Annotated in this window: 24 protein-coding genes and 1 pseudogene; 14 read left to right on the top strand and 11 right to left on the bottom strand. The window is 66.9% G+C overall.

What is annotated here, in order from left to right; all coding sequences use genetic code 11:
- Positions 1-1,254: a M18 family aminopeptidase gene (locus QXK92_RS29145; protein WP_306247645.1), complete on the bottom strand. Its 1,254-nt coding sequence runs from the start codon at positions 1,252-1,254 to the stop codon at positions 1-3.
- Between the two features lie 44 nt (positions 1,255-1,298).
- Between QXK92_RS29145 and QXK92_RS29140 the strand changes: the two genes are divergently transcribed.
- From QXK92_RS29140 to QXK92_RS29130, 3 genes and pseudogenes are all read left to right on the top strand, one after another.
- Positions 1,299-2,324: a Dyp-type peroxidase gene (locus QXK92_RS29140; RefSeq protein WP_306247643.1), complete on the top strand. Its 1,026-nt coding sequence runs from the start codon at positions 1,299-1,301 to the stop codon at positions 2,322-2,324.
- Positions 2,321-3,127, top strand: coding sequence for a family 1 encapsulin nanocompartment shell protein (locus QXK92_RS29135; RefSeq protein ID WP_306247641.1), 807 nt, complete (start codon positions 2,321-2,323; stop codon positions 3,125-3,127). The genes QXK92_RS29140 and QXK92_RS29135 overlap by 4 nt, the downstream gene beginning before the upstream one ends.
- Positions 3,079-3,870: pseudogene (locus QXK92_RS29130) on the top strand (SDR family NAD(P)-dependent oxidoreductase). The gene QXK92_RS29135 and the pseudogene QXK92_RS29130 overlap by 49 nt, the downstream one beginning before the upstream one ends.
- On the opposite strand, the gene QXK92_RS29125 reads toward QXK92_RS29130, so the two are convergent.
- Entirely contained in the window at positions 3,871-5,550 is a 1,680-nt protein-coding gene (locus tag QXK92_RS29125) for an MOSC and FAD-binding oxidoreductase domain-containing protein (protein ID WP_306247639.1), read from the bottom strand.
- Positions 5,551-5,700: 150 nt separating this feature from the next.
- Here QXK92_RS29125 and QXK92_RS29120 point away from each other — a divergent pair, with 150 nt between their 5' ends.
- From QXK92_RS29120 to QXK92_RS29095, 6 genes are all read left to right on the top strand, one after another.
- Positions 5,701-6,573, top strand: a complete 873-nt coding sequence (locus tag QXK92_RS29120) for an alpha/beta fold hydrolase (RefSeq protein WP_306247638.1) — start codon at positions 5,701-5,703, stop codon at positions 6,571-6,573.
- 58 nt (positions 6,574-6,631) lie between these two features.
- A complete protein-coding gene (locus QXK92_RS29115) occupies positions 6,632-7,969 on the top strand; it encodes a TetR/AcrR family transcriptional regulator (protein WP_306247636.1) in 1,338 nt (445 codons plus the stop codon).
- A gap of 160 nt (positions 7,970-8,129) precedes the next feature.
- Entirely contained in the window at positions 8,130-9,110 is a 981-nt protein-coding gene (locus QXK92_RS29110) for a zinc-binding alcohol dehydrogenase family protein (RefSeq protein ID WP_306248009.1), read from the top strand.
- Between the two features lie 17 nt (positions 9,111-9,127).
- Entirely contained in the window at positions 9,128-9,823 is a 696-nt protein-coding gene (locus QXK92_RS29105; RefSeq protein WP_306247634.1) for a haloacid dehalogenase type II, read from the top strand.
- Positions 9,824-9,825: 2 nt separating this feature from the next.
- Positions 9,826-11,277: an NAD(P)/FAD-dependent oxidoreductase gene (locus tag QXK92_RS29100; RefSeq protein ID WP_306247632.1), complete on the top strand. Its 1,452-nt coding sequence runs from the start codon at positions 9,826-9,828 to the stop codon at positions 11,275-11,277.
- A 26-nt stretch (positions 11,278-11,303) separates the two neighbouring features.
- Entirely contained in the window at positions 11,304-11,750 is a 447-nt protein-coding gene (locus QXK92_RS29095) for a cupin domain-containing protein (RefSeq protein WP_306247631.1), read from the top strand.
- 7 nt (positions 11,751-11,757) lie between these two features.
- Here QXK92_RS29095 and QXK92_RS29090 read toward each other — a convergent pair whose 3' ends face one another.
- Positions 11,758-12,189, bottom strand: a complete 432-nt coding sequence (locus QXK92_RS29090; RefSeq protein WP_306247629.1) for a VOC family protein — start codon at positions 12,187-12,189, stop codon at positions 11,758-11,760.
- Positions 12,190-12,209: 20 nt separating this feature from the next.
- Here QXK92_RS29090 and QXK92_RS29085 point away from each other — a divergent pair, with 20 nt between their 5' ends.
- The 3 genes from QXK92_RS29085 (at position 12,210) to QXK92_RS29075 (ending at position 14,576) form a co-directional block, all read left to right on the top strand.
- The gene (locus QXK92_RS29085; RefSeq protein ID WP_306247627.1) at positions 12,210-13,019 is read left to right on the top strand and encodes a GntR family transcriptional regulator; all 810 of its coding nucleotides are present in this window, start codon (positions 12,210-12,212) and stop codon (positions 13,017-13,019) included.
- Positions 13,020-13,022: 3 nt separating this feature from the next.
- Positions 13,023-14,024: a TIGR03619 family F420-dependent LLM class oxidoreductase gene (locus QXK92_RS29080; RefSeq protein ID WP_306247625.1), complete on the top strand. Its 1,002-nt coding sequence runs from the start codon at positions 13,023-13,025 to the stop codon at positions 14,022-14,024.
- Positions 14,025-14,108: 84 nt separating this feature from the next.
- Positions 14,109-14,576, top strand: coding sequence for a hypothetical protein (locus tag QXK92_RS29075; protein ID WP_306247623.1), 468 nt, complete (start codon positions 14,109-14,111; stop codon positions 14,574-14,576).
- 84 nt (positions 14,577-14,660) lie between these two features.
- Here the strand turns inward: QXK92_RS29075 and purQ are convergent, their stop codons facing one another.
- From purQ to QXK92_RS29055, 4 genes are read right to left on the bottom strand one after another with little or no spacing between them, the layout of a single operon-like run.
- Entirely contained in the window at positions 14,661-15,335 is a 675-nt protein-coding gene (gene purQ / locus QXK92_RS29070; protein ID WP_306247622.1) for a phosphoribosylformylglycinamidine synthase subunit PurQ, read from the bottom strand.
- Positions 15,332-15,571, bottom strand: coding sequence for a phosphoribosylformylglycinamidine synthase subunit PurS (gene purS / locus QXK92_RS29065; RefSeq protein WP_306247620.1), 240 nt, complete (start codon positions 15,569-15,571; stop codon positions 15,332-15,334). Before purS ends, purQ begins: the two co-directional genes overlap by 4 nt.
- 55 nt (positions 15,572-15,626) lie before the next feature.
- Positions 15,627-16,376, bottom strand: a complete 750-nt coding sequence (locus QXK92_RS29060; protein ID WP_306247618.1) for an LLM class flavin-dependent oxidoreductase — start codon at positions 16,374-16,376, stop codon at positions 15,627-15,629.
- A gap of 20 nt (positions 16,377-16,396) precedes the next feature.
- On the bottom strand, positions 16,397-17,128 hold the full coding sequence (locus tag QXK92_RS29055; protein ID WP_306247616.1) for an ATPase: 732 nt from the start codon (positions 17,126-17,128) through the stop codon (positions 16,397-16,399).
- Here QXK92_RS29055 and QXK92_RS29050 point away from each other — a divergent pair.
- On the top strand, positions 17,105-17,743 hold the full coding sequence (locus QXK92_RS29050; protein WP_306247614.1) for an MBL fold metallo-hydrolase: 639 nt from the start codon (positions 17,105-17,107) through the stop codon (positions 17,741-17,743). The genes QXK92_RS29055 and QXK92_RS29050 overlap by 24 nt on opposite strands.
- A gap of 89 nt (positions 17,744-17,832) precedes the next feature.
- On the opposite strand, the gene QXK92_RS29045 is transcribed toward QXK92_RS29050, so the two are convergent.
- Positions 17,833-19,506 (bottom strand): FAD-binding dehydrogenase, encoded by a 1,674-nt coding sequence (locus tag QXK92_RS29045; RefSeq protein ID WP_306247612.1) that lies wholly within the window; start codon positions 19,504-19,506, stop codon positions 17,833-17,835.
- A gap of 45 nt (positions 19,507-19,551) precedes the next feature.
- Positions 19,552-20,256 (bottom strand): DUF2334 domain-containing protein, encoded by a 705-nt coding sequence (locus tag QXK92_RS29040; protein ID WP_306248008.1) that lies wholly within the window; start codon positions 20,254-20,256, stop codon positions 19,552-19,554.
- A 125-nt stretch (positions 20,257-20,381) separates the two neighbouring features.
- Between QXK92_RS29040 and QXK92_RS29035 the strand changes: the two genes are divergently transcribed.
- On the top strand, positions 20,382-21,980 hold the full coding sequence (locus QXK92_RS29035; protein WP_306247609.1) for a DHA2 family efflux MFS transporter permease subunit: 1,599 nt from the start codon (positions 20,382-20,384) through the stop codon (positions 21,978-21,980).
- Here the strand turns inward: QXK92_RS29035 and QXK92_RS29030 are convergent.
- Both QXK92_RS29030 and QXK92_RS29025 read right to left on the bottom strand, forming a co-directional pair.
- On the bottom strand, positions 21,977-24,091 hold the full coding sequence (locus QXK92_RS29030) for a S9 family peptidase (RefSeq protein ID WP_306247605.1): 2,115 nt from the start codon (positions 24,089-24,091) through the stop codon (positions 21,977-21,979). The two genes, QXK92_RS29035 and QXK92_RS29030, sit on opposite strands and share 4 nt — an antisense overlap.
- Positions 24,088-24,975, bottom strand: coding sequence for a phosphoribosylaminoimidazolesuccinocarboxamide synthase (locus QXK92_RS29025; protein ID WP_306247603.1), 888 nt, complete (start codon positions 24,973-24,975; stop codon positions 24,088-24,090). The genes QXK92_RS29030 and QXK92_RS29025 overlap by 4 nt, the downstream gene beginning before the upstream one ends.
- Positions 24,976-24,986: the final 11 nt, after the last annotated feature.

Raw genomic sequence — 24,986 nt, 5'->3', positions numbered from 1 at the left:
TTATGCCTCGGGCGCCAGAAATGCCTGCAGTGCAGCCGCATACGCACCGACATCGTGCGCGCCCATCAACTCCCGCGCCGAGTGCATGGCCAACTGGGCGGCGCCGACGTCCACCGTCGGAATACCGGTTTGCGCCGAAGCCATCGGTCCGATCGTCGATCCGCACGGCAGGTCCGCCCGGTGCTCGTAGCGTTGTAGGGGTACCCCCGCCTGCTCGCAGGCAATGGCGAATGCCGCGGCGGTGCGGCTGTCGGTGGCATAGCGCAGGTTCGGGTGCACCTTCAGCACCGGGCCCGCGTTGACCGCGATCTGGTGTCCCGGCTCGTGGCGCTCCGGGTAGTTGGGGTGCGTCGCGTGCGCCATGTCGGCGGACGCCAGCATCGAGGCGGTCAGTAACCGCAGGAAGTCTTCGCGGTTGCCGCCGGCGGCCAGCACGATTCGTTCCAGGACGGTGCTCAACAGGTTGGACTGTGCGCCGTGGTCGGACGTCGAGCCCACCTCTTCGTGGTCGAAGAGCACCAGCACCGGGCAGAACGCGTCCGGCGTCTGGGCCAGCAGGGCTTCCAGTCCCGCATAACAGCTGGCCTGGTTGTCCAGCCGCGGTGCGCTGAGCAGGCTGCCGTCGGCGCCGACCACGGTCGACGGTGTCAGGTCATGGGTCATCAGGTCCGCGGACAACACCTCGTCCGGATCCACTCCGGCCTGCTCAGCGACATACCTGACGAACGACGCGTCACCGACGCCCCACACCGCGTTGAGGTGCCGCTGCGGGTCCAGCGTCACCGACTTGCGGTCCTCAGCCAGGTGGATGGCCAGCTGGGGAACCCGCAGAATCGGCTCGTCGATCCGGACCAGGCGGTGGCTGACCCCGCTGCCGTCGCGCACCGACAACCGCCCACTGATGCCGAGGTCGCGGTCCAGCCAGGAGTTCAGCCACGCACCGCCGTAGGGCTCCAGCGCCACGACCTTCCAGCCGGCCACGCTGCGGTCAGGGTGCTGCTTGACCCGGAGGTTCGGGCTGTCCGTGTGGGCGCCGACGATCCGGAACGGCATCAGACTCGCGGGCGCACACCAGGCGATCAGCGAGCCGGCCCGCACGGTGAAGTAGCGGCCCGGCTGATCGGGCCAGCGATCCACCTCGCTGAGTTCGGTGTATCCGGCGTCGATCAACCGGGCGGCCGCCGTGGCGCACGCGTGGAACGGCGACGGGGACGCATCGATGAATTCACCCAGACCCGAGGCGGTGGCCACCATACAGCCAGGTTAAGCACCGCTCCTCGCGCAAGGGCGTTAGGGTCTTGCCTGTGCCCGCCGTGCAGCCGCAGCCCATACTGGCTCCGTTGACGCCAGCCGCGATATTTCTGGTAGCCACCATCAACGACGGCGGCGAGGAGGCGGTACACGATGCGCTGCCCGACATCTCCGGGTTGGTGCGGGCGATAGGGTTTCGCGACCCGACCAAGAGACTGTCGGCGATCACCTCGATCGGCTCCGACGCCTGGGACCGGTTGTTCTCCGGCCCACGTCCCGCCGAGTTGCATCCCTTCACCGAATTGACGGGGCCGCGCCACACCGCGCCAGCCACCCCCGGCGATCTGTTGTTCCATCTCCGCGCGGAGTCCATGGATGTGTGCTTCGAACTGGCCGGGCGCATCCTCAAGGGGATGGCCGGCGCCGTGACGGTGGTCGACGAGGTCCACGGCTTCCGGTTCTTCGACAACCGCGACCTCCTCGGGTTCGTGGACGGCACCGAGAATCCCGACGGCCCGATCGCCGTCAGCTCGACCACCGTCGGAGACGAGGACCCCGATTTCACCGGCTCGTGCTACGTGCACGTGCAGAAGTACGTCCACGACATGACGTCCTGGGATTCGCTCTCGGTGACCGAGCAGGAGCGGGTGATCGGACGCACCAAGCTGGAAGACATCGAGTTGGGTGACGACGTCAAACCCGCCAACTCCCACATCGCGCTCAACGTGATCACCGACGAGGACGGCACCGAACTGAAGATCGTGCGGCACAACATGCCCTTCGGTGAGGTGGGCAAGAGTGAGTACGGCACCTACTTCATCGGATATTCGCGTACCCCGTCGGTCACCGAACGTCTGCTGCGCAACATGTTCCTCGGTGATCCACCCGGCAACACCGACCGCGTCCTGGATTTCTCCACCGCGGTGACCGGCGGGCTGTTCTTCTCCCCCACCGTCGACTTCCTCGACGATCCGCCGCCCCTGCCGCAAACCCCGGCCCCGGCCCCGGCCGCGACTCCGGCCTCACATGACGGCTCACTTTCGATCGGCAGCCTGAAAGGACCCTCTCGATGAACAACCTGTACCGCGACCTGGCGCCGATCACTGAAGCCGCCTGGGCGGAGATCGAAGTAGAGGCAGCACGGACATTCAAGCGGCACATCGCCGGCCGGCGCGTGGTGGACGTCAGCGAGCCCGGCGGCCCGGTGACGGCAGCCGTCAGCACCGGCCGCCTGATCGACCTGGAATCGCCTACCGACGGCGTGATCGCGCACCTGCGCGACAGCCGCCCGCTGGTCCGGCTACGGGTCCCGTTCACCTTGTCTCGCAACGAGATCGACGACGTCGAGCGCGGCTCCAACGACTCGGATTGGGAGCCGGTGAAGGTGGCCGCCAAGAAGCTGGCGTTCGTGGAGGACCGCGGCATCTTCGAGGGCTACGCCCCGGCGTCGATCCAGGGCATCCGCAGTGCCAGCTCCAACCCGCCCCTGACCCTGCCAAACGACCCGCGCCATATCCCGGACGTGATCACCCAGGCGCTGACCGAACTCCGGCTGGCCGGCGTCGACGGACCGTATGCGGTGCTGCTGTCGGCCGAGGCATACACGAAGGTGAGCGAGACCACCGAACACGGATATCCGATCCTCGAGCACTTGAACCGGCTGGTCGACGGCGACATCATCTGGGCGCCGGCCATCGACGGCGCCTTCGTGTTGACCACTCGCGGTGGTGATTTCGATCTGCAGCTGGGCACCGACGTGTCGATCGGCTACCTCAGTCACGACGCCGACACCGTGCAGCTCTACCTGCAGGAGACGCTGACCTTCCTGTGCTACACGGCCGAGGCATCGGTCGCGCTCACCGCGCCCCGAGACTGAACCCCGTGACCTCGTTCGGCGGCTACCGGGCCCTGGTCACCGGCGCCACGTCCGGAATCGGCCGGGCCATAGCGCTGCAGCTCGCGCAGCGTGGGGCCGAGGTGGTGGTGCATGGGCGCAGTGCGGAGCGTGGCGACGAGGTGGTGCGGCAGATCGAAAGCGGCGGCGCTACCGCACGTTTCGTCGCCGCTGAGCTCAGCGATGCCGCCCAGGTGCGTCGACTGGCGGCCGAAGCCGGTCCCGTCGACATTCTGATCAACAACGCCGGCGTCTTCATTTTCGGGGACACGGTCGACACCGATGACGACGTCTTCGACGAGCACGTCAACGTCAACATGCGCGCCCCGTACATCCTGGTGCAGGAATTGGCGCCGGGCATGGCCGATCGGGGCCGCGGTGCCATCGTCAACATCAGCACCCTCGCCGCCTAGGCACCCAAGCGCAAAGGCGGAATTTATGGCGCCACGAAGGCCGCCCTGGAGCTGCTGACCAAGGTGTGGGCCGACGAGTTCGGCGAATCGGGCGTTCGGGTCAACGCCGTGGCAGCCGGCCCCACCGACACTCCCGGAACGGAGGCCACTCCGGGCCTCCTGGAGAAGCTGGCCGGGGTGACCGCATTGCGCCGTATCGCCGACGCCGACGAAATCGCCAGTGCGGTGGTCTTTCTCGTCTCGCCGGACGCCAGCTACGTCAACGGCTCGATCTTCAATGTCACCGGCGGCGAGACCTCGTTCGCGCGGTAGTTACAGGTCCAGCACCAGGTCGCTCGCCGGGGCGGCCGAGCAGACCAGCACCTCGCCGGGTCCGGGCGACTCCAAGGGAGGCTGGATATACGTCGTCGTGCCCGCGACCACGCTGGTGACGCAGACGTGGCATACCCCGCTGCGGCACGAAAAACGCGTTGGCACGTCACATGCTTCGGCGATCTCCAGGATCGAGCCGTACCGCGCTGACCAGTTGACCGTCAACCCGCTGCGGGCGAAGGTGATGGCCGGCCCGGCGCCGGGTTCGCCGGCCGGTTGGTGCGGCGGCCGGCCCGCCGCATCGACCACGCCAGGGCTGATCGGCGTCCGGGCGCCGAACAGTTCGCTGTGGATATTGCCCGGTGCGAACCCGGTCGCTATCAGCGCAGCCCGCATATCGGCCATGAACGATGCCGGCCCACAGAGATATGCGGTGCCGTCGAGCGGCAAGTCCAGCTCGGCGAGCGCCCGCGCGTCGAGCCGCTGCCGCGTTTCGGTGTAAAACACCCGATAAGACGCGTTCGGCAGCCCGTCGATCAGGTTCGCGACTTCCGCCGCGAACGCCTCGGTCGCTCGATTCCTTGTGGTGTGCAGCCACCAGAGGCGGGCGCCGCTGCCAGACAGCGCATGCAGCATGGCCAGGACCGGAGTCGCGCCGATGCCGGCAGAGATCAACAGCACCGGCTTGTCATCGGCAATGAGGCAGAATTCGCCCCGGGGCGCGGCGACTTCGAGGACAACACCCGGCTCGACGTGACTGTGCAACCATCGGCTCACCGCTCCGTGTTCCTCGCGTTTGACGCTGATGCGGTAATCGGCGGCGCCCGGGTCACCGGACAGGGAGTAGTTGCGCACCTGCGGTGTCTCACCGGGTATACGCACGGTCAGATACTGACCCGGAAGCGCAGGGGGAAGCGGAGTTCCGTCCTCGGCGGTCAACCGAATCGAGAGGACGGAAGACGTTTCCCGTCTTGTGGCAGTGACTTTCAGTCGGCGGAAACCACCCGGCGCGGCCTTCGCCACGGAGCTTGCACCGTCTTGCGCAGCCAGCATCTCGGCGAAGGATTGTTGCCATCCGGGACTCAGCTCAGGGACGTCGACGGCGTTGCGCAAGTGCTCGATGTTGCGGTTCGGCAGGTAGAGCAGCGCATCGACGTCGGCCACACTGAGCCGGTGGCGGCCGCGACGGGTCAGCACGATGTCATCGCCGGCCTGCACGTCGCCTTCTGTGATGACCCGGCAGTAGAAGCCCGGACGACGCTGTGCGACGAGAAGATTCGGAATTCGCTCGTCACCCAGTCGAATGCCCACCCGGAAACAGGTGACGCGCGGCTGGGTAACCTCGAATTCCGCATGCCCGATGCGGTAGCGGTCACCGATGCACACCTCGTGGTCGGCGAGGCCGGAGACCGTGAGGTTTTCACCGAAGTGGCCCGGCCGCAAGTCATCTCGGGCCAGATAGTCCGCCCAGTAGTCGTACGACTCGGTCTGGTACACGAGTACGGCGCGCTGCTCGCCGCCGTGACCACCGAGATCACCCTGGCCGTCGCCGTCGAGATTGAGACGGCGCGCCATCACCGGCCCGGCGACCGGACTCTTCCAGATACCGGTGTGAACGGTTTTGTCGTTCCACTGCACATCGCGGGGCATGCCGACGTTGACAGACACCAGCTTGCCCATCCGTGCCTCCTCGTGGCCTCAGCGCGGCATCAAAGAGTGGGTTGATCAACCCATAATAGGGGTTACCTAGCCGCGCGATCAATGGTTGCATCTGAGATCCGCAGGTGCATAATGGGTTATATAACCCAAAACTGCTTCAGGGAGCGCGCCATGCCGACCGTTCACCACCGTTACCGCACCGTCGACGGTCACCGTCTGTTCTACCGCGAGGCCGGCGACCCGGATCAGCCCACAGTTGTTCTGCTGCATGGCTTTCCGACCAGCTCGTACATGTTCCGCAATCTCATCCCGGAACTTGCCGACCGCTTCCACGTGGTGGCACCGGACCATCTGGGCTTCGGACTGTCCGACGCGCCCGCCGTCGACGAGTTCGACTACACCTTCGACGCCCTCGCCGATCTCACCGAAGGACTGCTGCACACCCTGGGTATCGACCGATACGCCATGTACGTGCAGGACTACGGCGCACCGATCGGGTGGCGCCTGGCACTGCGCAATCCGTCCGCGATCACAGCGATCATCAGCCAGAACGGCAACGGCTACGACGCGGGTTTCGTCGAGAGCTTCTGGCGGACGGTCTGGGCGTATCAAGAGGACCCGAATCCGGACAACGAGGCGGCGGTGCGGCAGTTTCTCACCCTGGAAGCCACCCGTTGGCAGTACCTGACCGGGGTGCCTGACGAGACGCTGGTGGATCCCGAATCGTGGCATCACGATTTCGCGCTGATCTCCCGGCCGGGCAACGATCTGGTGCAGCTCAAGCTTTTCCGCGACTATGCGACCAACGCACCGATGTACCCGCGCCTGCACGAGTACTTCCGCGCCTCGGGTGTTCCGCTGCTCGCGGTGTGGGGGCGCGGGGATGAGATATTCGGGCCGGCGGGCGCAACGGCCTTCACCACGGATCTGCCGCACGCCGAAGTCCACCTGCTCGACGGCGGCCACTTCCTGCTCGAGTCGGCGCAAGCCGAGGTTGCCGAACTGATCCAGACGTTCCTGTCCGGACACCGCATGGCCGCGTGAGGCGATCAATGGGCTGAATATCCCATAACCGTCACCTGTTGCGGGTTAGCCTGTCGCGATGGCCGATCCGGACGTCGAACAGCGGTTGACCGCCAAGGGCCGCGCCACCCGCGACCGGATCGTCCTGGCGACGGCCGAGTTGATCGTCGCGGAGGGCCTGGCGGCATTCAACATGGACAACGTGCGCAAGGCCGCCTCGGTGAGCGGTTCCCAACTGGCGCACTACTTCACCGACAAGCGTGCGTTGATCCGGGCCGTGATCAGCCGGCAGATCGGCGTCGTGCTCGACTTCCACCGCCAACCCAAGCTCGGGGACCTGGACACGTTCGACGATTACGAGCGCTGGCTGGATCTCAACATGCGCTACCTGCGCCGTATCGAGTACACCGGCACGCCTACGTATCACGCTCTCGCCGCACAACTGGCCAAGTCCGACGACGCCACGCGCGCGGCCCTGGCCGACGGATACCGGCAGTGGATCGCGCTCTTCGAGCAGGCCATCGCGCGCATGAAGGACAACCGCCTCCTGGTCCGCGGAGCCGAACCCCACGCGCTGGCAGCGGTGATGGTCTGCGCTCATCAGGGCGGCGGCACGCTGGCCTTTACATATCGAGCGGAGTGGCCGCACGCCGATGCGACGCGATTCGCCGTCAACTATCTACGGATGTTCGCCACCGATCCCGCCGAACGCGCACTCCGGCCGCCCCGGCGGGTGCGCACCCGGCGCATGTCCCCGCCGACCGGCGACGCACAGGCGCCACGGTTGACACAGAAGGGTCTGGCCACCCGAAGCCGCATCGTCGACACGGCGGCCGCTGTCGTCTTCGAACGCGGAGTGGCCAATGCCAGCATCGACGAGGTGCGCACCCGCGCCGAAGTGAGCGGATCGCAGATCACCCACTATTTCCACGACAAGCGCGATCTCATCCGCCAGGTCATCGCCAGTCGTCGTCGCGACGTGCGAACGTTTCACACCCAGGCCCGCATGGGCGCGCTCGACAGCGTCGATGCCCTGCATGCATGGGCCGATGCGTGCCTGGACGACATCGACACCGTCTACCGACTCGGCGGGTGCGTCTACGGCTCGCTGGCCGGGGAACTGATCGACGCCGACAGCGAGATTCATGACGACGTCGCCCGCGGTTACGACGAGTGGATCGAGATCTTCACCGATGGACTGACTTCCATGCGCCGGCGGGGTGCGCTGCGTTCCGACGCCGACCCGCGGCACTTGGCGGCGTCTCTGGTCATCGCCCACCAGGGCGGCGCCATGATCACCCACGCCACGGGCGAACCGGAGCCGATGCGCGCCGCGCTGACTGCCGCGGTCGAGTATGTCGCCGCGTTCGTCCCGAAGGGGCGACGCGGGTCCGCGCGGCCCCAGTCCACAGCCTGACCCCCCGCCACACTGGACATCTCTGGGATGCGTAGCCCATAATAGTGGGATATACAACCCATTCAGCCTGGGAGGGGACGCCGTGGATACCATCGCGAGGGACGTCGGCAAGATACCTAGCGCCCCGGCCGTGGTGCGCGAGACGGCTGGCGAAAACACGATGCGCGCAATCATTTTGCAGCGATTCGGGGGACTCGACAGCTTGGTCTACACCGATATCCCCAAGCCGGTGCCCAGAGACGGCGAGGTGGTGATCCGGGTCAAGGGATTCGGCATCAACCACGCCGAAATGCACATGCGGCGGGGTGAATGGGCGGAGGCCGCCGAAGTCAGCGGCATCGAGTGCGTCGGCATCGTCGATGCCTGCCCCGGCGGGGAATTTCCGGTCGGCGCCAAGGTTGCCGCGCTGATGGGCGGCCTGGGACGGACGATCAACGGCAGCTATGCCGAATTCACCCGCGTACGCGCGGCCAACGTCGCGCTGATCGAGTCCGGCCTGCCCTGGTCGCAGTTGGCGGCTCTGCCCGAGACGTACGCGACGGCCTGGACATGCCTGTTCCGCAACCTCGCCCTGGCGTCAGGGCAGACCTTGCTGATCCGCGGTGCGACATCGTCTTTCGGGCAGGCAGCGCTGAAGATGGCGGTGGCGGACGGAGCGCGTGTCATCGCGACGACGCGCAGCCGCGGACGTATCCCCATGCTGGAGGCACTCGGTGCCGACCGCGTCGAGCTGGAAAGAACCGACCTGGCCGCCCGCCTACCGGAAGCCAAACAGCTGGACGCCGTCCTCGATCTGGTGGGCAACAGCACCATCCTCGACTCCCTCGACATGCTGCGCCGCGGTGGCACCGCGTGCCTGGCGGGATGGCTGGGGGGCCTGGATCCCATCGGGGATTTCAACCCGCTGCTGCGGATGGCCAGCGGCGTGAACTTGAACTTCTTCGGCAGCTTTGTGTTCGGCACGCCCGGCTTCCCGGTGGCAGACGTGCCTCTGCAGGCCATCGCACAACAGGTTGCCGACGGCACGCTGGACGCGAGGCCGTCCCGCATCTTTTCCTTCGATCAGATTCGCGAGGCCCACCGGGTGATGGAGGCCGGGCAGGCCGGCGGCAAGATGGTGGTGGTCATGGATCGCGAATGACGTGGGGAGGCTGATCAGTGGCCATACCGTCCGTGCTGGTCTTCGATGTCAACGAGACTCTGATCGATATCGAATCGCTGGCGCCGTTGTTCGGGGAGCTTTTCGGCGACCGGCGGGTCCTGCGGGAGTGGTTCAACCAGCTCGTCATGTATTCGATGGCCGCGACGTTGTCCGACGACTACGTCGACTTCGCCCAACTCGCCGCCGGGGTGCTGCGGATGCTCGCCGACATCCACCGGGTGCGCGTGACCGACGACGACGCCCGGCGCCTCACCGCGGGCATGCGACGCATGCCCGCCTACCCCGACAGCGCCGACGGGCTTGCGCAGTTGCGTGACAACGGCTTTCGACTCGTCACCCTGACCAATTCGCCGCATCCGCCCGGTGCGCCTACTGCCCTCGAAAACGCCGGCCTGGCAGGCTTTTTCGAGCACCGGTTCACCGTCGACAGCTGCCGGGCGTTCAAGCCGGCACCATCGGTCTACCAGTACGTGTGCGACGAGATCGAGGTGGCACCCGCCGAATGCATGATGGTCGCCTCGCACGTGTGGGACCTGCTGGGCGCCCACAACGCCGGCTTCGGCACGGCGCTCATCACCCGGCCAGGCAATGCACCGCTGCCCGTCGACGCCCTACCACAACCAGATTTGCTCGCCGGCAGCCTGATTGACCTCGCCCGGCAGCTGCGACCCACAACGAAGGGAACGGATTGACCATGCCAATAACAGAATTCGACGTCGTGGTGCTCGGCGCCGGACCGGTCGGACAGAACGCCGCCGACCGGGCCCGGGCCGCGGGGCTGTCCGTCGCGGTCGTCGAACGCGAACTCGTCGGTGGTGAATGCTCGTACTGGGCCTGCGTCCCGAGCAAGGCGCTACTGCGCCCCGTCCTGGCGGTCGCCGACGCCCGTCGAGTGGACGGCGCCCGCCAGGCGATCGGCGGTTCGCTCGATCCCGCCGGTGTGTTCGGCCGCCGCAACCACTACGTAAGCGACTGGGACGATTCGGGCCAGGCCGACTGGGTGGACGGCATCGGCGCCACGCTGATCCGCGGACACGGGCGACTGGATGGTCCGCGACGGGTAGTGGTCACGCCGTCCGGCGGTGATCAGGTCACGCTGACAGCGCGGCACGCGATCGTCATCTGCACCGGCAGCCGCCCGGCACTGCCCGACCTGCCCGGAATCCGCGAAGCAAAGCCGTGGACCAACCGCCAGGCCACCGACAGCAGCGCGGTCCCGGGCCGACTCGCGGTCGTCGGCGCCGGCGGCGTGGGTGTCGAGATGGCCACGGCCTGGCAAGGTCTGGGCTCGGCGGTGACCCTGCTGGTCAGGGGCTCGCGGTTGCTGCCGCGAATGGAGCCCTTCGTCGGCGAATTCCTCCGGCGTGGACTCGACGAGGGCGGAGTCGACGTCCGCACCGGGGTGTCGGTGCGGACGCTGCACCGGCCGGACCCGGACGGCCCGGTCCGCCTGACCCTCGACGACGAAAGCGAACTGGAGGTCGACGAGATCCTGTTTGCGACCGGGCGCGCACCCCTCACCGATGACATCGGCTTGGAGACAATCGGATTGACGCCGGGCAGCTGGCTCGACGTCGACGACACCTGCCTCGTGCAGGGCGTCGACGGCGGCTGGCTCTACGCCGCCGGCGACGTCAACCACCGCGCGCTGCTGACCCACCAGGGCAAGTACCAGGCGCGCATCGCCGGCGCCGCCATCGGCGCCCGTGCCGCGGGACGACCGCTCGACACGGCGCCGTGGGGCGAACACGCCACCACAGCCGACCATCACGCCGTACCGCAGGCATTCTTCACCGACCCCGAGGTGGCCGCCGTCGGACTGACCGCCGAACAGGCCGCGCAGGCCAATCATCGCGCCAAAATCATCGACGTCGAGATCGGCGAGGTCGTGACGGGTGCGAAATTGTTCGCCGACGGCTACACCGGCCGGGCCCGGATGGTGGTCGACGTCGATACCCGCCGCGTGCTCGGCGTGACCATGGCGGGGCCGGGGGTGACCGAACTGCTGCACGCGGCCACCATCGCCGTAGCCGGCCAGGTTCCGGTCGAGCGGCTGTGGCACGCCGTGCCGTGCTTTCCTACCATCAGTGAACTGTGGTTGAGACTGCTTGAAGCCTATCGCGATTCGTTCAGCGTGGTCGTCTGAACCGTGGCTGCCTGAAAGGAGCACTGATGGACGGATTTCACCCAGACTTCGACGCGAACGACGTCGATGTGCGCCGCACGCGCGTTCATCACATCCGGGCGTCCGAACTGGACTCCGGCACCGCCCAGACCGAGGGGCTGCAACGGTTCGCCGCGATCAGCGGCAAGTCCGTCGGCGCGCAGCAACTCTGGATGGGTGAGACATACATCGAGCCCGATACGGCATCGGGCAATCATCATCACGGGGACTCCGAGACGGCGATCTATGTGCGCAGTGGCAACCCGGAATTCGTCTTTCATGACGGCGTGCAAGAGGTGCGGATCAAGACCGAACCCGGTGACTACATCTTCGTCCCGCCGTTCGTGCCCCACCGTGAGGAGAACCCGGATCCGACGACGCCGGCCGAGGTGGTCATCGCCCGCAACAGCCAGGAGGCGATCGTGGTGAACCTGCCGGAGCTGTATCCGCTCTGAAAGACGATCAGTAGACGGCGATTTCGATCAGATTGCCGTCGAGGTCGCGGCAGTAGTGGGATGTCATCGGGCCCAGCGCGCCCGTTCGCGTCACCGGTCCGGCGACGATCTCGACCCCGCACGCCATCAGGTGCGCGCGCACCTCGCCCGGGGTCGCCCGGGTGATCAGGCACAGGTCCTCGGACCCGGCCGCTTCGACCGAACCGGTGGCCCACTCCGGGTCATCGGCGAGCGCGCCAATCGGGCGCAGGTTGATCTTCTGCTCCCCGAAACGCAGCGCGGTTCTGTTGGACTCCCCGAACGTCTCGCGCGTCATGCCCAATACCCGCTCGTACCAGTCCGCAGTGGCGTCGACGTCGCGGCAGTTGATCACCACATGGTCGAAGCGTTCGACGGTCAGGCCCACTCTGCCATTACACCACTTGACGCGAACCGGCATAAGACGTTTTAATACGTCCTATGACCTCTGGCGTCCCCGAGCTCGACTTGGATGCCGCTGAACTGCGGATATCGCGGGGCAGCGTGCCGGCTACTACTCAGCTCGCCGAAGCACTGAAGGCACAGATCGTCGCTCAAGGCCTACCGGAGGGCGGACGACTGCCCAGCGAGAAGGCGTTGATGGACCGAACCGGGTTGAGCCGGGTGACGGTGCGGGCGGCGGTCGGCATGCTCGAAAGCCAGGGGTGGCTGGTGCGGCGGCAGGGCCTGGGCACCTTCGTTGCCGAACCCGTCAGGCAGGAACTCACCTCCGGCGTCCGCACCATCACCGAGGTGCTGCTGGAATCCGGCATCACACCCGAGGTGGATGTGCTGTCACACGAGACAACCACCGCACCACAACACATTTCCAGGGTTCTGGGCATCTCCGACGTGCTGTGCATACGTCGGCGCTTCCGCGCCGGAGAGGAACCGCTCGCCCTCGTCACCGCATACCTCCCGGCGGGATTGGGTCCGGCCGTCGAGCCTCTGCTCACGGGCACGCCGGCCACCGCAACCACCTACACCATGTGGGAACAGGGCATGGGCGTGCGGATCGGGCGGGCCACCTACGAAATTCGTGCGGACAGCGCTACCCCCGACGTCGCCGGCGACCTCGGTCTCACCGCCGGTGCACCGGTGTTGATCGTCGAGCGGATCAGCTACACCGACGACGACAAACCTCTCGAGGTGGTGGTGTTCCACCATCGGCCGGAGCGATACAAGTTCTCCGTCACACTGCCCCGCACAGTCGCCGGGCCGGGCGTCGGACTCACTGAAAGTGGTTCATAGACAATGAATTCCGATGCCCGATTCGGCCTCATCCTGGCACTCACCGTCAACGGCCTGGCGGTGAGCGCGTATCGCGACATGGTCGCCGTCTCACAGAAGGCGGAGCAGTACGGCTTCGACTCGGTGTGGCTGTGCGACCACTTCCTGACAATCAGCCCCGACGACTACGTCAAAGACGCCGGCATCGCCGCCGAATCAGGCGGAACCGGCTCCGCTGCGCCGCCCTCCTCGCTTCCCTTGCTGGAGTGCTGGACGGCGCTCAGCGCGCTGGCACGGGACACCACCCGGCTGCGCCTGGGCACCAGCGTGCTGTGCAATTCCTACCGCCACCCCTCGGTGCTGGCGAAGATGGCCGCCACGCTCGATGTCATCTCGGAGGGACGCCTCGATCTGGGAATGGGAGCCGGCTGGTTCCAACGCGAGTTCGACGCCTACGGGATTCCTTTCCCTCCGGTTCGCGAACGGGTTTCGGCGCTGGCCGAGTCGCTGGAGGTGATGAAGGCGGTCTGGACCGAGCCGAACCCCACCTACCGGGGCGAGTTCTACACCCTGGACGGCGCGATCTGTGATCCGCCACCGGTGCAGCGGCCACACCCGCCGTTGTGGATCGGCGGCGAAGGCGACCGGGTGCAACGGATCGCCGCCAGGTCCGCCCAGGGGCTCAACGTGCGCTGGTGGTCGCCGCAGCAGGTCACGCAGCGTCGCGACTTCCTCAACCGCGCGTGCGAGTCGGCCGGCCGCGATCCGGAGTCGCTGCGGCTGTCGGTCACGGTCCTGCTCGCGCCCACCGACTCCGCTGATCAGGAGGCCGCGATCCGCGCCGAGTTCGCGTCCATCCCTGAGCCGGGGTTGATCGTCGGATCACCCGCGCGCTGCGTGGAGCGGATCCGGGAGTACCAGCGTTGCGGTGTCGACCAGTTCCTGTTCACGATTCCCCACCTCGCCCGGTCGGAGTACCTCGATATCGTTGGACGCGAGATCATTCCATCGTTCGGCGGGGCCTGACGCTCAGCAAATTCTCAACTGATTCTTTGCAATCCCTGGCCCTGGCTCAAGGGTCCGCTCACGCACGTACCGGAGCATGGCCTTATGTCTGAGCGCGTGGGCGAACCGTTGAGCACAAATCTGATCGAACGCTACCTGTGCACCAGGGCGCGGCGATACTTTCGCGGCCGGCACGACGGCGAGTTCTTCTTCGTCCTCAACACCGCCCACCGCCTGCACGTGCACCTCGAGATTCCCCCTATGCACCCCGACGTGTTCACGATCCGCATCACCCCGGCATGCTTCTTTCCGGCCTCTGACCAGGCCCGATTGACGGCGCTGGCCACCGCGTGGAACGAGCAGCATCGCGACGTCACGGCGATCGTGCATGGCTCGTCCGACCCGCAACGCATCGGGGTCATGGCCGAGCAGTCCCGCTGGATCGGCGACCGGGTCCGCTTCGACGATCTCGCGGCTTTCGCCGACCGCGCCACCGCCGCCGCCATCGACCTGTTCAGCCGCCTGACGCCGGCCGCCGAACTGTCGCCACCGTTGCTGCTTGACGCGAGCTGATCCGGGCGGCGGGCCGGCGCTGACGGACGACCGGACTTTCGGCGAACTACGCAGTGCGCCAGCGCCTTACGTCGGCCCGACGGCTCAGACGGCCAGGACCGCGTCTAGCGCGGAATAGAACAGGCCCAGCCCGTCGTCGGAAGGGCCGGTTAATGCCTCGATGGCATGCTCGGGGTGCGGCATCAAGCCCACGACGCGTCCGTTGGCGGAGCTGACGCCGGCGATGTCATGCTGTGAGCCGTTGATGTTGTCGCGGTAGCGGAACACCACCCGGCCCTCGCCTTCGAGCTGTTCGAGCACCTCCTTGGGCGCCACGTAGCGGCCTTCGCCCGACTTCAGCGGGATCAGCAGGTCGGCATCGGACTCGAATCGCGAGGTCCAGGCCGTCGATGTGGAGGTGACCCGCAGCCACACGTCGCGACAGATGAAATGCAGCCCGATATTGCGGGTCAGGGCGCCAGGCAGCAGACCGGCCTCGCAGAGCACCTGAAAGCCGTTGCAGATTCCTAGCACCGGCATGCCCCGACCGGCCGCCGCAACCACTTCACCCATGACCGGCGCGAACCTGGCGATCGCGCCTGCCCGCAGGTAGTCACCGTAGGAGAAGCCGCCCGGGACCACCACGGCATCCACGCCCTTGAGGTCGGCGTCGGCGTGCCACAGGCTGACCGCTTCGGCGCCCACCATGCGTGCCGCGCGTGCGGCATCGACGTCGTCGAGGGTGCCCGGGAAGGTGATGACGCCGATCCGTGCTGTCACTGCGAGTCCCGGCTGATGGTCCAGTCCTCGATCACGGTGTTCGCCAGCAACGATTCCGCGATCTCGGCGAGCTGGGCATCGTCAACCGTGTCGTCGACCTCCAACTCAAATCTCTTGCCCTGACGGACATCTGAGATTCCGGGATGGCCCAGCCGCCCCAGGGCGCCGACAATCGCCTGGCCCTGCGGGTCAAGAATCTCGGCTTTAGGCATCACATGCACGACCACGCGGGCCACTGCGTTCCTCCTCAGCTATGACAGACCGCGCCAACTCTACCGACCCCGGCAGCGACTAGGCGACCAGAACCAATCCGTCGCCGCCCAGCTCGGCGAGGCGACGCTGCGCGTCCCCGCCCGGGTCCAGGGCGGCGTCGCTCAGAGCGGTCCACGCGTTGACCTCGAAAGGGCGTCCGGCCAGTTCAGACGCGGCACGTGCAGCACGGGCCGCGGCGATGAACTCACTGATCCGGGGGTGGTTCAGCGCAATGTTCATGGCGTCGCAGCGGGTCCCGGCGATCCTGGCCAGCCCCAGGCTGTTGACGCCGAGCAGCGTCGGCGGCCGGGGTGAGGGGTGCGGGAAACCCGCCCAATGGTCCGCTCGCTCCGGGTCCCACTGCGCGTCGCAGAGGTCCAGGACGTGAATCAGGCGCCGATGACGCTCCCGTATCGAGTCACGAAGCGGAATGTTCAGCAGATCGTGTTCGCGAGACCAGGAGCTGCCCGGTGCCGCGCCGGCGCCGAGGCCGAACACGAAGCGCCCGCCGCTGATCTCCTGCACCGACGCGGCCGCCGCGACCGCCACCCCGGGCGGCCGGTTGGCCGCGTTGACCACCAGGGTGCCGATGCCGATGGTGGACGTGGCGGCGGCCAGCGCGCCGGCCAGCGTGAAGCACTCCAGCATCCGCGTACCGGATAGCATCGCCCCGGACAGGTGATCGAAAACCCATGCTCGGCCGAAACCGTCGGCTTCAGCCCGCAACACGTGGTCACGGAGCTGCGGCCAGGGGTGGTTGGCGGCGCTGTAGAGGACGTCGAGTCTCATTGTCTCCCCGTGCTTTTCGACTAAGGGCACGAGGCTATGTAGGCCTCGCACAGTGGGGCGATCAGCGCGTCCAGGACGTCGGTATCGCTGAGCGACGGCCACGAAATCTCCGGGGGCGCGGCGGCCCACAGCGTGAGTTCGCTGATCGTGCTGCTCGCCACATGCGCGACGAGGTAGGTGTGCACCACGATCGGGCCGCTGATCACGGCCGCCATCCGGGTCGGTTCGTCGTCGGTGACCGAGGGGGACTGCGCGGGGGCGCCCAGCTGGCATCCCCGCAGGGCGGCGACGGCGGTGCCGAACACCGAGGCGGCAAGTGCGCCGCCGCGGGCGGTATCCCCTCGCCAGTGCACGATCTGGGCCTGCAGCTGCCACTGCCCGTCCGGGTGGGCCACCAACGCCCGTGCCGCCACCGCCGAGTTGCGGCTGTCCTGCGGGAACGTCATGGTGTTGCACACCTGCTCGAACTTGAACCGGGGAGTTGCGCCGCCCGTCAGCGCAATGCTGATGCCCGCCGGCGCCGGCCAGTTGTACACCGAATGCAGAGGTATCGACCGCGGGGCGATCCACGCGGCGCCCGGGATCTGATCGCACACCGGCGGGCAGGTTTCCGGTTCGGCCAGCCCGGGAGCTGCGGCGACGAGCGCGATCGCGAAGCTACCCGCGACCATCATCGTCGCCAGAAACACTCTCAGCTGCACGGCCCGCATCAAGGCACAATCGTAGACATGCAACTGACGCATTTCGGACATTCCTGTTTACTCGCCGAGTTCGGTCAGACCAGGATCCTTTTCGATCCCGGGACTTTCGCCCACGGCTTCGAGGGAATTACCGGGCTGTCGGCAATTCTGATCACGCACCAACACCCCGACCACATCGATGTGACGCGGCTACCCGCGCTGCTCGAGGGAAACTCGGAGGCGGTGCTGTATGCCGACCCGCAGACCACCGGGCAACTCGGTGAACCCTGCCGAGCGGTGCACGTCGGCGACGAACTCGAAGTCGGGCAGCTCACCATTCGGGCGGTGGGCGGACGCCACGCGGTCATTCATCCGGAAATCCCTGTGATCGAGAACATTTCGTTCCTGGTGGGCGATGGTGAGCACCGCGCCCGGTTGATGCATCCCGGTGACGCGTTGTTCGTTCCCGAGGAGCCGGTGGACGTGCTGGCCACGCCGGCCGCCGCTCCGTGGATGAAGATCTCGGAGGCCGTCGACTATCTGCGGGCCGTGGCGCCGCAACGGGCGGTACCTATCCATCAGGGTGTAGTGGCGCCGGAGGCGCGGGGAATCTATTACGGCCGCCTCACCGAAATGACCACCACCGATTTCCAGGTGTTGCCGGAGGAGGACGCGGTCACCTTCTAGCGCGGGCCGTGCCGGCTGGCGAGCGGACGCCAAATCGCACGATTTGGTGCCAGAGCGTGCGATTTGGCGTCTGCTCGCGCCACGGCCCGTCAGGTGATGTCGGCGGCGACACCGCGGCCGGCCGCGCGCCCGGAGAAGATGCAGCCGCCCAGAAAAGTTCCCTCCAGCGCCCGGTAGCCATGCACCCCGCCGCCACCGAAACCAGCGGCCTCACCTGCCGCGTACAACCCGGTGATCGGAGTGCCGTCGGACTTCAGCACCCGCGAATCCAGGTCGGTCTCGATGCCGCCCAACGTCTTTCGAGTCAGAATGTGCAGCTTGACGGCAATCAGCGGTCCGGCCTTCGGATCAACGAGCCGGTGCGGCGCCACCACTCGGCCCAGCCGGTCGCCGAGGTAGCCGCGGGCGGCCCGGATTGCGGTGATCTGACCGTCCTTGGTGAACTTGTTGGCCACCTCACGGTCGCGCGAGGTGACCGCGGCCTCCACGGTTTCGTAGTCCAAGGGCTCCACGTCGGGCAGCCCGTTCATCGCCTCCACCAGTTCCGGCAACGTCTCGGCGGTGACGAAGTCCGCGCCGCGGTCGATGAACGCCTGCACCGGACCCGGTGGACCCGACCGGGTCCGGGCGCGCACCAGCCGGCGCACGCTCTGCCCCGTCAGATCCGGATTCTGCTCCTGCCCGGACAGGGCGAACTCCTTCTCAATGATCCTGGCGTTCAACACAAACCAGGTGTAGTCATAGCCGCTGGCCGCGATGTACTCCAACGTGCCCAAGGTGTCGAAACCGGGAAACAAGGGCACCGGCAACCGGTTTCCCGCGCCATCCAGCCACAGCGACGAGGGGCCGGGGATGATCCGGATTCCGTGCTGCGGCCAGATCGGGTCGTAATTGGTGATGCCTTCGGTGTAGTGCCACATCCGGTCGGGGTTGATCACCCGCGCTCCGGCCTTCTGGGCGATACCGATCATCCTGCCGTCGACGTGTGCCGGCACACCGCTGAGCAACTGCTTGGGGGCGCGGCCCATCCGGCGCGGCCAGTTCTTGCGCACCAGGTCGTGGTTACCACCGATGCCGCCGCTCGTCACCACTATCGCCGAGGCGCGAAATTCGAACTTGCCCAACGCCTTCCGCGAAGAAGGCATGCCCCGCAGCTCATCCGAGGGTTCCAGGACGGTGCCCCGCACCCCGGTCACCGCATCGCCCTCCACGATCAGCCGGTCGACCTGGTGGCGGTGCACGAACCGCACGTTCGGCCGGTCACGCAGCTGCCGCGCGAAGATCTCCACCAACGCGGGCCCGGTTCCCCAGGTGATGTGGAAACGCGGCACCGAATTGCCGTGCCCCTGCGCGTCGTAACCGCCACGCTCGGCCCATCCGACCAGCGGGAAGATTTTGAGTCCGCGCGCCCGCAGCCAACTGCGCTTCTCCCCCGCCGCAAAATCGACGTAGGCGTGCGCCCACTGCTCGGGCCAGTAGTCCTCGGGACGGTCGAAGGCCGCGGTTCCCAGCCAATCCTGCAGGGCAAGTTCGTGACTGTCGCGGATTCCGAGCCGGCGCTGCTCGGGGCTGTCGACGAAGAACAGGCCGCCGAAGGACCAGTAGGCCTGACCGCCGACGTTCGCGCTGTTCTCCTGGTCGAGGATGAGCACGCGTAAGCCCCGGTCCACCAGCTCACAGGCCGCCACCAGCCCGGCCAGCCCGGCCCCGACGATGATCGCGTCAGCTGTGAAGTCGTCGGAAGCCGAATCCGCGTCGCTCATGTCGAAACAGGGTAATGCCCGCCACCGATGGGCATCGGTCGAGCGTTAAGCGGCGTCGAGCACCGCTTTGCCGGATTGCCAGCTGTACACGGTCGGCGTGCACTCCTGCAGCAGGGCCAGGTCGACGGCATCCAGCATGGCCTGCCGCGGGCCGGGCTTGCGCAGGTGCCGGGCGGCGACGGCGATGCGGACCACGCCGCCGCGCCGCGCGATCCGGTCGGCGGACAACACCACCATCCGGCACCACCAGGGCTCGGCCAGATACCCTTCGCCGATGCCGAGTACGCGGGCCCGCACGGTTTCCTTGCGGACCAGGTCGGTCATGCCGTAGGCGTCCGCGAGCAGCCGAAAACCGTTGTTCGGCAGTGCCTTCACCACGCCCGGGGAGACGAGCCAGCCCGGTGCGGCGAACAGCCGGGTGCGCAGCCCGAGATGTTCCAGCACCCGGTCGGCGGCCTTGATGCGCAGGTTGGCCTCGTGCGCGTGCAGCGTCGCGAACTCCCCACGACGCTTCTTGGTGGCGGCTTCGTTGTAGCCGTGCAGCACCAGGGCGTCGCCGCGGGCGCGCCGCTCGCTCAGCCAGTCCACGGTGCGCGGGTCGCGGTCGAGTCGATAGTCATTGCCCAGGCGCGGGGCTGCGAGCAGCGACACCGGGATCGAACGGGCATCCATCTGCGCGCAGAAGTCGGCCACGTCAGCCAGCGTTTGCTCGCCGATCCCAGAAACGGAGACGATCAGTTTTCCAGTCACGCTTGTCAGTTTGCCGACCGCAGGTGTCGAGGCGGTGAAGGACACACGGACGGCAGACGTATATCCGGCCGTGTGATCAGGTCGGACGGGCGTCCCCGTGAGGCATTGGTCACAATCGGTTAGATATGCTCAGCAACGCCATGGATAAGGCGCCCTCCGCACCGGCCGACGCCGCGCTGCCCGCCACCCCCACGGGAAAGTCGGCGCCGCACGACTTCCCCGACAAGCTCGATGCCGCGACGCTGAGGGTCGCCGGGGTCTGCATCCTGGCTTCGGTGATGTTGTCGGTGGACACCACAGTCGTCAGCGTCGCGCAGCGCACCTTCATCGTCCAGTTCGAATCGACGCAGTCCGTCGTCGGCTGGACCATGACCGGGTACACGCTCGCGCTGGCCACGGTGATCCCGCTGGCCGGTTGGGCGGCCGACCGCTTCGGCACCAAACGACTGTGGATGGGGTCGGTGGTGGCGTTCATGGCCGGCTCGCTGCTGTGCGCGATCGCGCCGAGCATCCTGCTGCTGAACGTCTTTCGGGCCGTGCAGGGCATGTGTGGCGGCATGCTGATGCCGCTGGGGTTCACCATCCTGACCCGGGTCGCCGGCCCGAAGCGCCTGGGCCGCCTGATGTCGGTCCTGGGCATCCCGATGCTGCTCGGGCCGATCGGCGGCCCGATCGTGGGCGGCTGGCTGATCAACGCGTTCAGTTGGCCCTGGATCTTCTTGATCAACCTGCCGATCGGGCTGTGCGCGTTCATCCTCGCCAAATTCGTGTTCCCGCGGGATGAACCGGCGCCCTCGGAGACGTTCGACGCGGTCGGCGTGCTGCTGCTGTCCCCCGGGCTGGCCACTTTCCTGTTCGGGGTGTCCTCCATCCCCGGGCGCGGCACGCTCGCCGATCGCCACGTGCTGATACCGGCGGTCATCGGCCTGGCGCTGATCGTCGCGTTCGTGCTGCATGCCTGGCTGCGGGCGGATCACCCGCTGATCGACCTGCGATTGTTCCGCATCCCGGTGGTCACCCACGCCAACATCACGGCGTTCATCTTCTCGATCGCCTTCTTCGGTTCGCTGTTGCTGCTGCCGAGCTACCTCCAGCAGGTGCTGCGGCAGACTCCGATGCAATCCGGGTTGCACCTGATTCCCCAGGGGCTCGGCGCCATGCTGACCATGCCATGGGCCGGAGTCTTCATGGACCGCAAAGGCCCGGGTAAATCGGTGTTATTCGGCATCTCGCTGATCACGGTGGGCCTGGCGATCTTCACCTTCGGCGTCGCCCGCCAGGCTGCCTTCTCACCGGTGCTGCTGATCGGGCTGGGCATCCTCGGTATGGGGATGGGCTGCACCATGATGCCGCTGTCCGGGGCGTCGGTGCAGTCGCTGAGTCCCCACGACATCGCCCGCGGTTCGACGCTGATCAGCGTCAACTTCCAGGTGGGCGGGTCGATCGGCACCGCGCTGATGTCGATGGTGCTGACCAGTCAGTTCAATCGCAGCGAGAACATCTCCGCGGCAAACGAACTCGCCCGCCGCCAGCAGGAAGCCGCGCGGCACGGGGTGCCGCTGGATCCGTCTGCAATACCGCCGCAGACCCTGGGACCCGACTACACCGCCAGCCTGCTGCATGACCTGTCGCACGCCTACACCGTGGTGTTGGTCATCGCTGTAGCGCTGGTCGCGAGCACGCTGGTCCCGGCGTCATTCCTGCCCCGCAAACCCGCCGCTTAACCCGCCCCCTGGTTGCCCTGGGCGGTCGCCAGCAACCACGAGTACTGGAACGCGGTTTCCTTCCAGCGTTCGTAGCGGCCGCTGATCCCCCCGTGGCCGGCATTCATCTGGGTCTTCAACAGCACCGGGCTTCCGTCGGTGTTGGCGTGCCGTAACGCGGCCACCCACTTGGCGGGTTCGACGTAGTAGACCCTCGTGTCGTTCAGCGACGTCATCGCCAGGATCGCCGGATACTTCTTGGCCTCGACGTTCTCGTACGGCGAATAGGACTTCATATATGCGTAGACGTCGCTGTCGGCCAACGGGTTTCCCCATTCATCCCATTCGGTGACGGTCAGCGGCAGCGACGGATCCAGGATCGTGGTCAACGGGTCGACGAACGGCACCTGCGCCAGGATTCCGGCGAAGAGGTCCGGCGCCATGTTGGCCACCGCACCCATCAACAGGCCGCCGGCGCTGCCCCCCAGCGCCACCAGTTGCTGCGGGCTGGTCAGACCGGTGTCGACGAGATGCTGTGCGACCGCGATGAAGTCGGTGAAAGTGTTCTTCTTCTGCAGCAGCTTGCCGTGCTCGTACCACAACCGGCCCATCTCCCCGCCGCCGCGGACATGGGCGATCACGAAAACCATGCCGCGGTCCAGCAACGACAGCCGCGCGATGGAGAACCGCGGATCTTCGCAGATCTCGTAGGCGCCGTAACCGTAAACCAATGCTGGAGCGGGGAATTCGGTGCCGGCCCGATAGACTATCGAGATCGGCACCCGGGTGCCGTCGGCGGTCTGCGCCCAGTCGCGCCGCTCCACGTAGTCCTCACGCCGGTAGTCGCCCAGCACCGGCTGCTCCTTGAGCAGGGTGCGTTCGCCGGTGGCCAGGTCGAGATCGTAGATCCGCACCGGCGTAACGAACGATCCGGCACCCACCCGCAGCTTCGGCGAGCTCCAGTTGGGGTTGGCACCCAAACCGGCCGACATCAGTTCGGAGTCGAAGGCGATCTCCTGCGGCTCACCGTAGCCGCCATCAGAACCGAACGGCCACAGTTGGATTCGCGGGAGCGCCGCCCGCCGATAACTGACCACGAGGTGATCGGCGAAGGCGTCCACGCCGTCGAGGCGAACGTCGTCGCGATGCTCGATCAGCGTGCGTTGCCGCGCAGGGTCCTCGACCGGCGCCTCCACCAGGGTGAAGTTGACCGCGCCGTCGTTGTGCAGGATGAGGAACCGCTCCTGCCCACCCACCGTGGCATGCTCCACCGAGTACTCGACACCCTCGCGGCGCGGCAGCACGACGGTGAACTCGGCCTCGGAGTCGGCGGCGTCGGCGTAGCGCACCTCCGAGGTCACCGACGATCCGGCCGCAATCAGGATGTAGGCGTTACTGCGGGTGCGGCCCACGCCGAGCCAGAACCGTTCGTCGGGTTCGTGATACACCCGCTCCGGCGACCCGCCGGAGCCCAGCCGGTAGCGCCACACCGTATCGGGACGCCACGCCTCGTCGACGGTGCTGTAGTAGACGGTGCGGTTATCGGCCGCCCAGGTGGCGCCGGCGCCGATATCTTTGATCTCGTCGGGATAACGCTCGCCGGTGCGTAAGTCCTTGAATCGCAGTGTGTATCGCTCGTCGCCCTTGACGTCGACGGAGTAGGCCAGCAGATTGGCGTCGAGGCTCACGCTGGCCGCACCCAGGGCGAAGAAGTCATGGCCTTCGGCTTCGACGTTCTCGTCGAGCAGGATCTGCTCACCCGGGATCTCGGTGTGCTCGTCGAGTTGCGGCGGGTCCCAGTCCTGCGGATCGGCGACCGGGCAACGACAGTGGACCCCGTACTGTTTGCCCTCGAAAGTGCGGGCGTAGTACCACCAGTCGCCGCGCCGGGTCGGCACCGAAAGATCGGTCTCCTTGGTGCGCGACTTGATCTCGTCGAAGATCTGCTGCCGCAACGACTCCAGGTGTGCGGTGCTGTGATCGGCGTAATCGTTCTCGGCCTCGAGGTACCCGATGACCTCGGGACTTTCCTTGTCCCGCAGCCACTCGTAGGGGTCGACGAAGACGTCGCTGTGGAATTCCCGGCGGGTCTCCACCCGCTTGGCGGCCGGCGGCACCACTGCGTCGGTCATGCACTGATCCAGTCGTCGAAGCGCAGGCCCGAGATCCGCTCGTAGGCATCGATGTACCGTGCGCGGGTGGCGTCGATGACGTCCTGCGGAAGTGGTGGCGGCGGCTCGGTACCGTGCCGGTCCCATCCGGATTCGGGGCTGGTGAGCCAGTTTCGGACGAACTGCTTGTCGAAGCTGTTCTGCACCACGCCGGGCCGGTATTCGTCGGCGGGCCAGTAGCGCGACGAGTCGGGGGTGAAAATCTCGTCGGCCAGCAACAGATTGCCCTCCCGGTCGGTCCCGAATTCGAATTTGGTGTCGGCGATGATGATTCCTTTGGTGAGGGCGTGGTCGGCGGCCTGCACGTAGATCTGCAGGGTGCGGTCGCGCAGCTGGTTGGCTGTCACCGCGCCGACCAGTTCGACGACCCGCTCGAACGAGATGTTCTCGTCGTGACTGCCGAGCTCCGCTTTGGTCGCCGGGGTGAACAACGGCTCGGCGAACTTGCTGGCCTCGACCAGCCCCGGCGGCAACGCGATACCGCAGACCTTCCCGGTCGCCTGGTAGTCCAGCAGGCCCGAGCCGGTCAGGTAGCCGCGCGCGACACACTCCACCTCGAGCATCTGCAGCCGGTGCACGACGAGCGCACGACCGAGTACCTCCTGCGGAATCCGTGGGTCGTCCGGTGGTCCGGCCAGGTGATTGGGTGCGTCGACGAGTCCGAAGAAGAACACGCTCATGGCGGTCAGAATGCGGCCCTTGTCCGGGATCACACTGTCGAGAATGAAGTCGTATGCGGAGATGCGGTCGCTGGCGACCAACAGCAGGTGGTCGTCGTCGACGCGGTAGATCTCGCGAACCTTGCCGCTGGCGACGTGCTGGTAATCGGACAATGGGGGTCGCATCGCGTCAGCCT

This window comes from Mycobacterium sp. TY815, assembly GCF_030755135.1.
Classification (GTDB): domain Bacteria; phylum Actinomycetota; class Actinomycetes; order Mycobacteriales; family Mycobacteriaceae; genus Mycobacterium.
The sequence above is the reverse complement of the archived record's forward strand: the minus strand, read 5'-3'. Positions and strand labels throughout refer to the sequence as shown.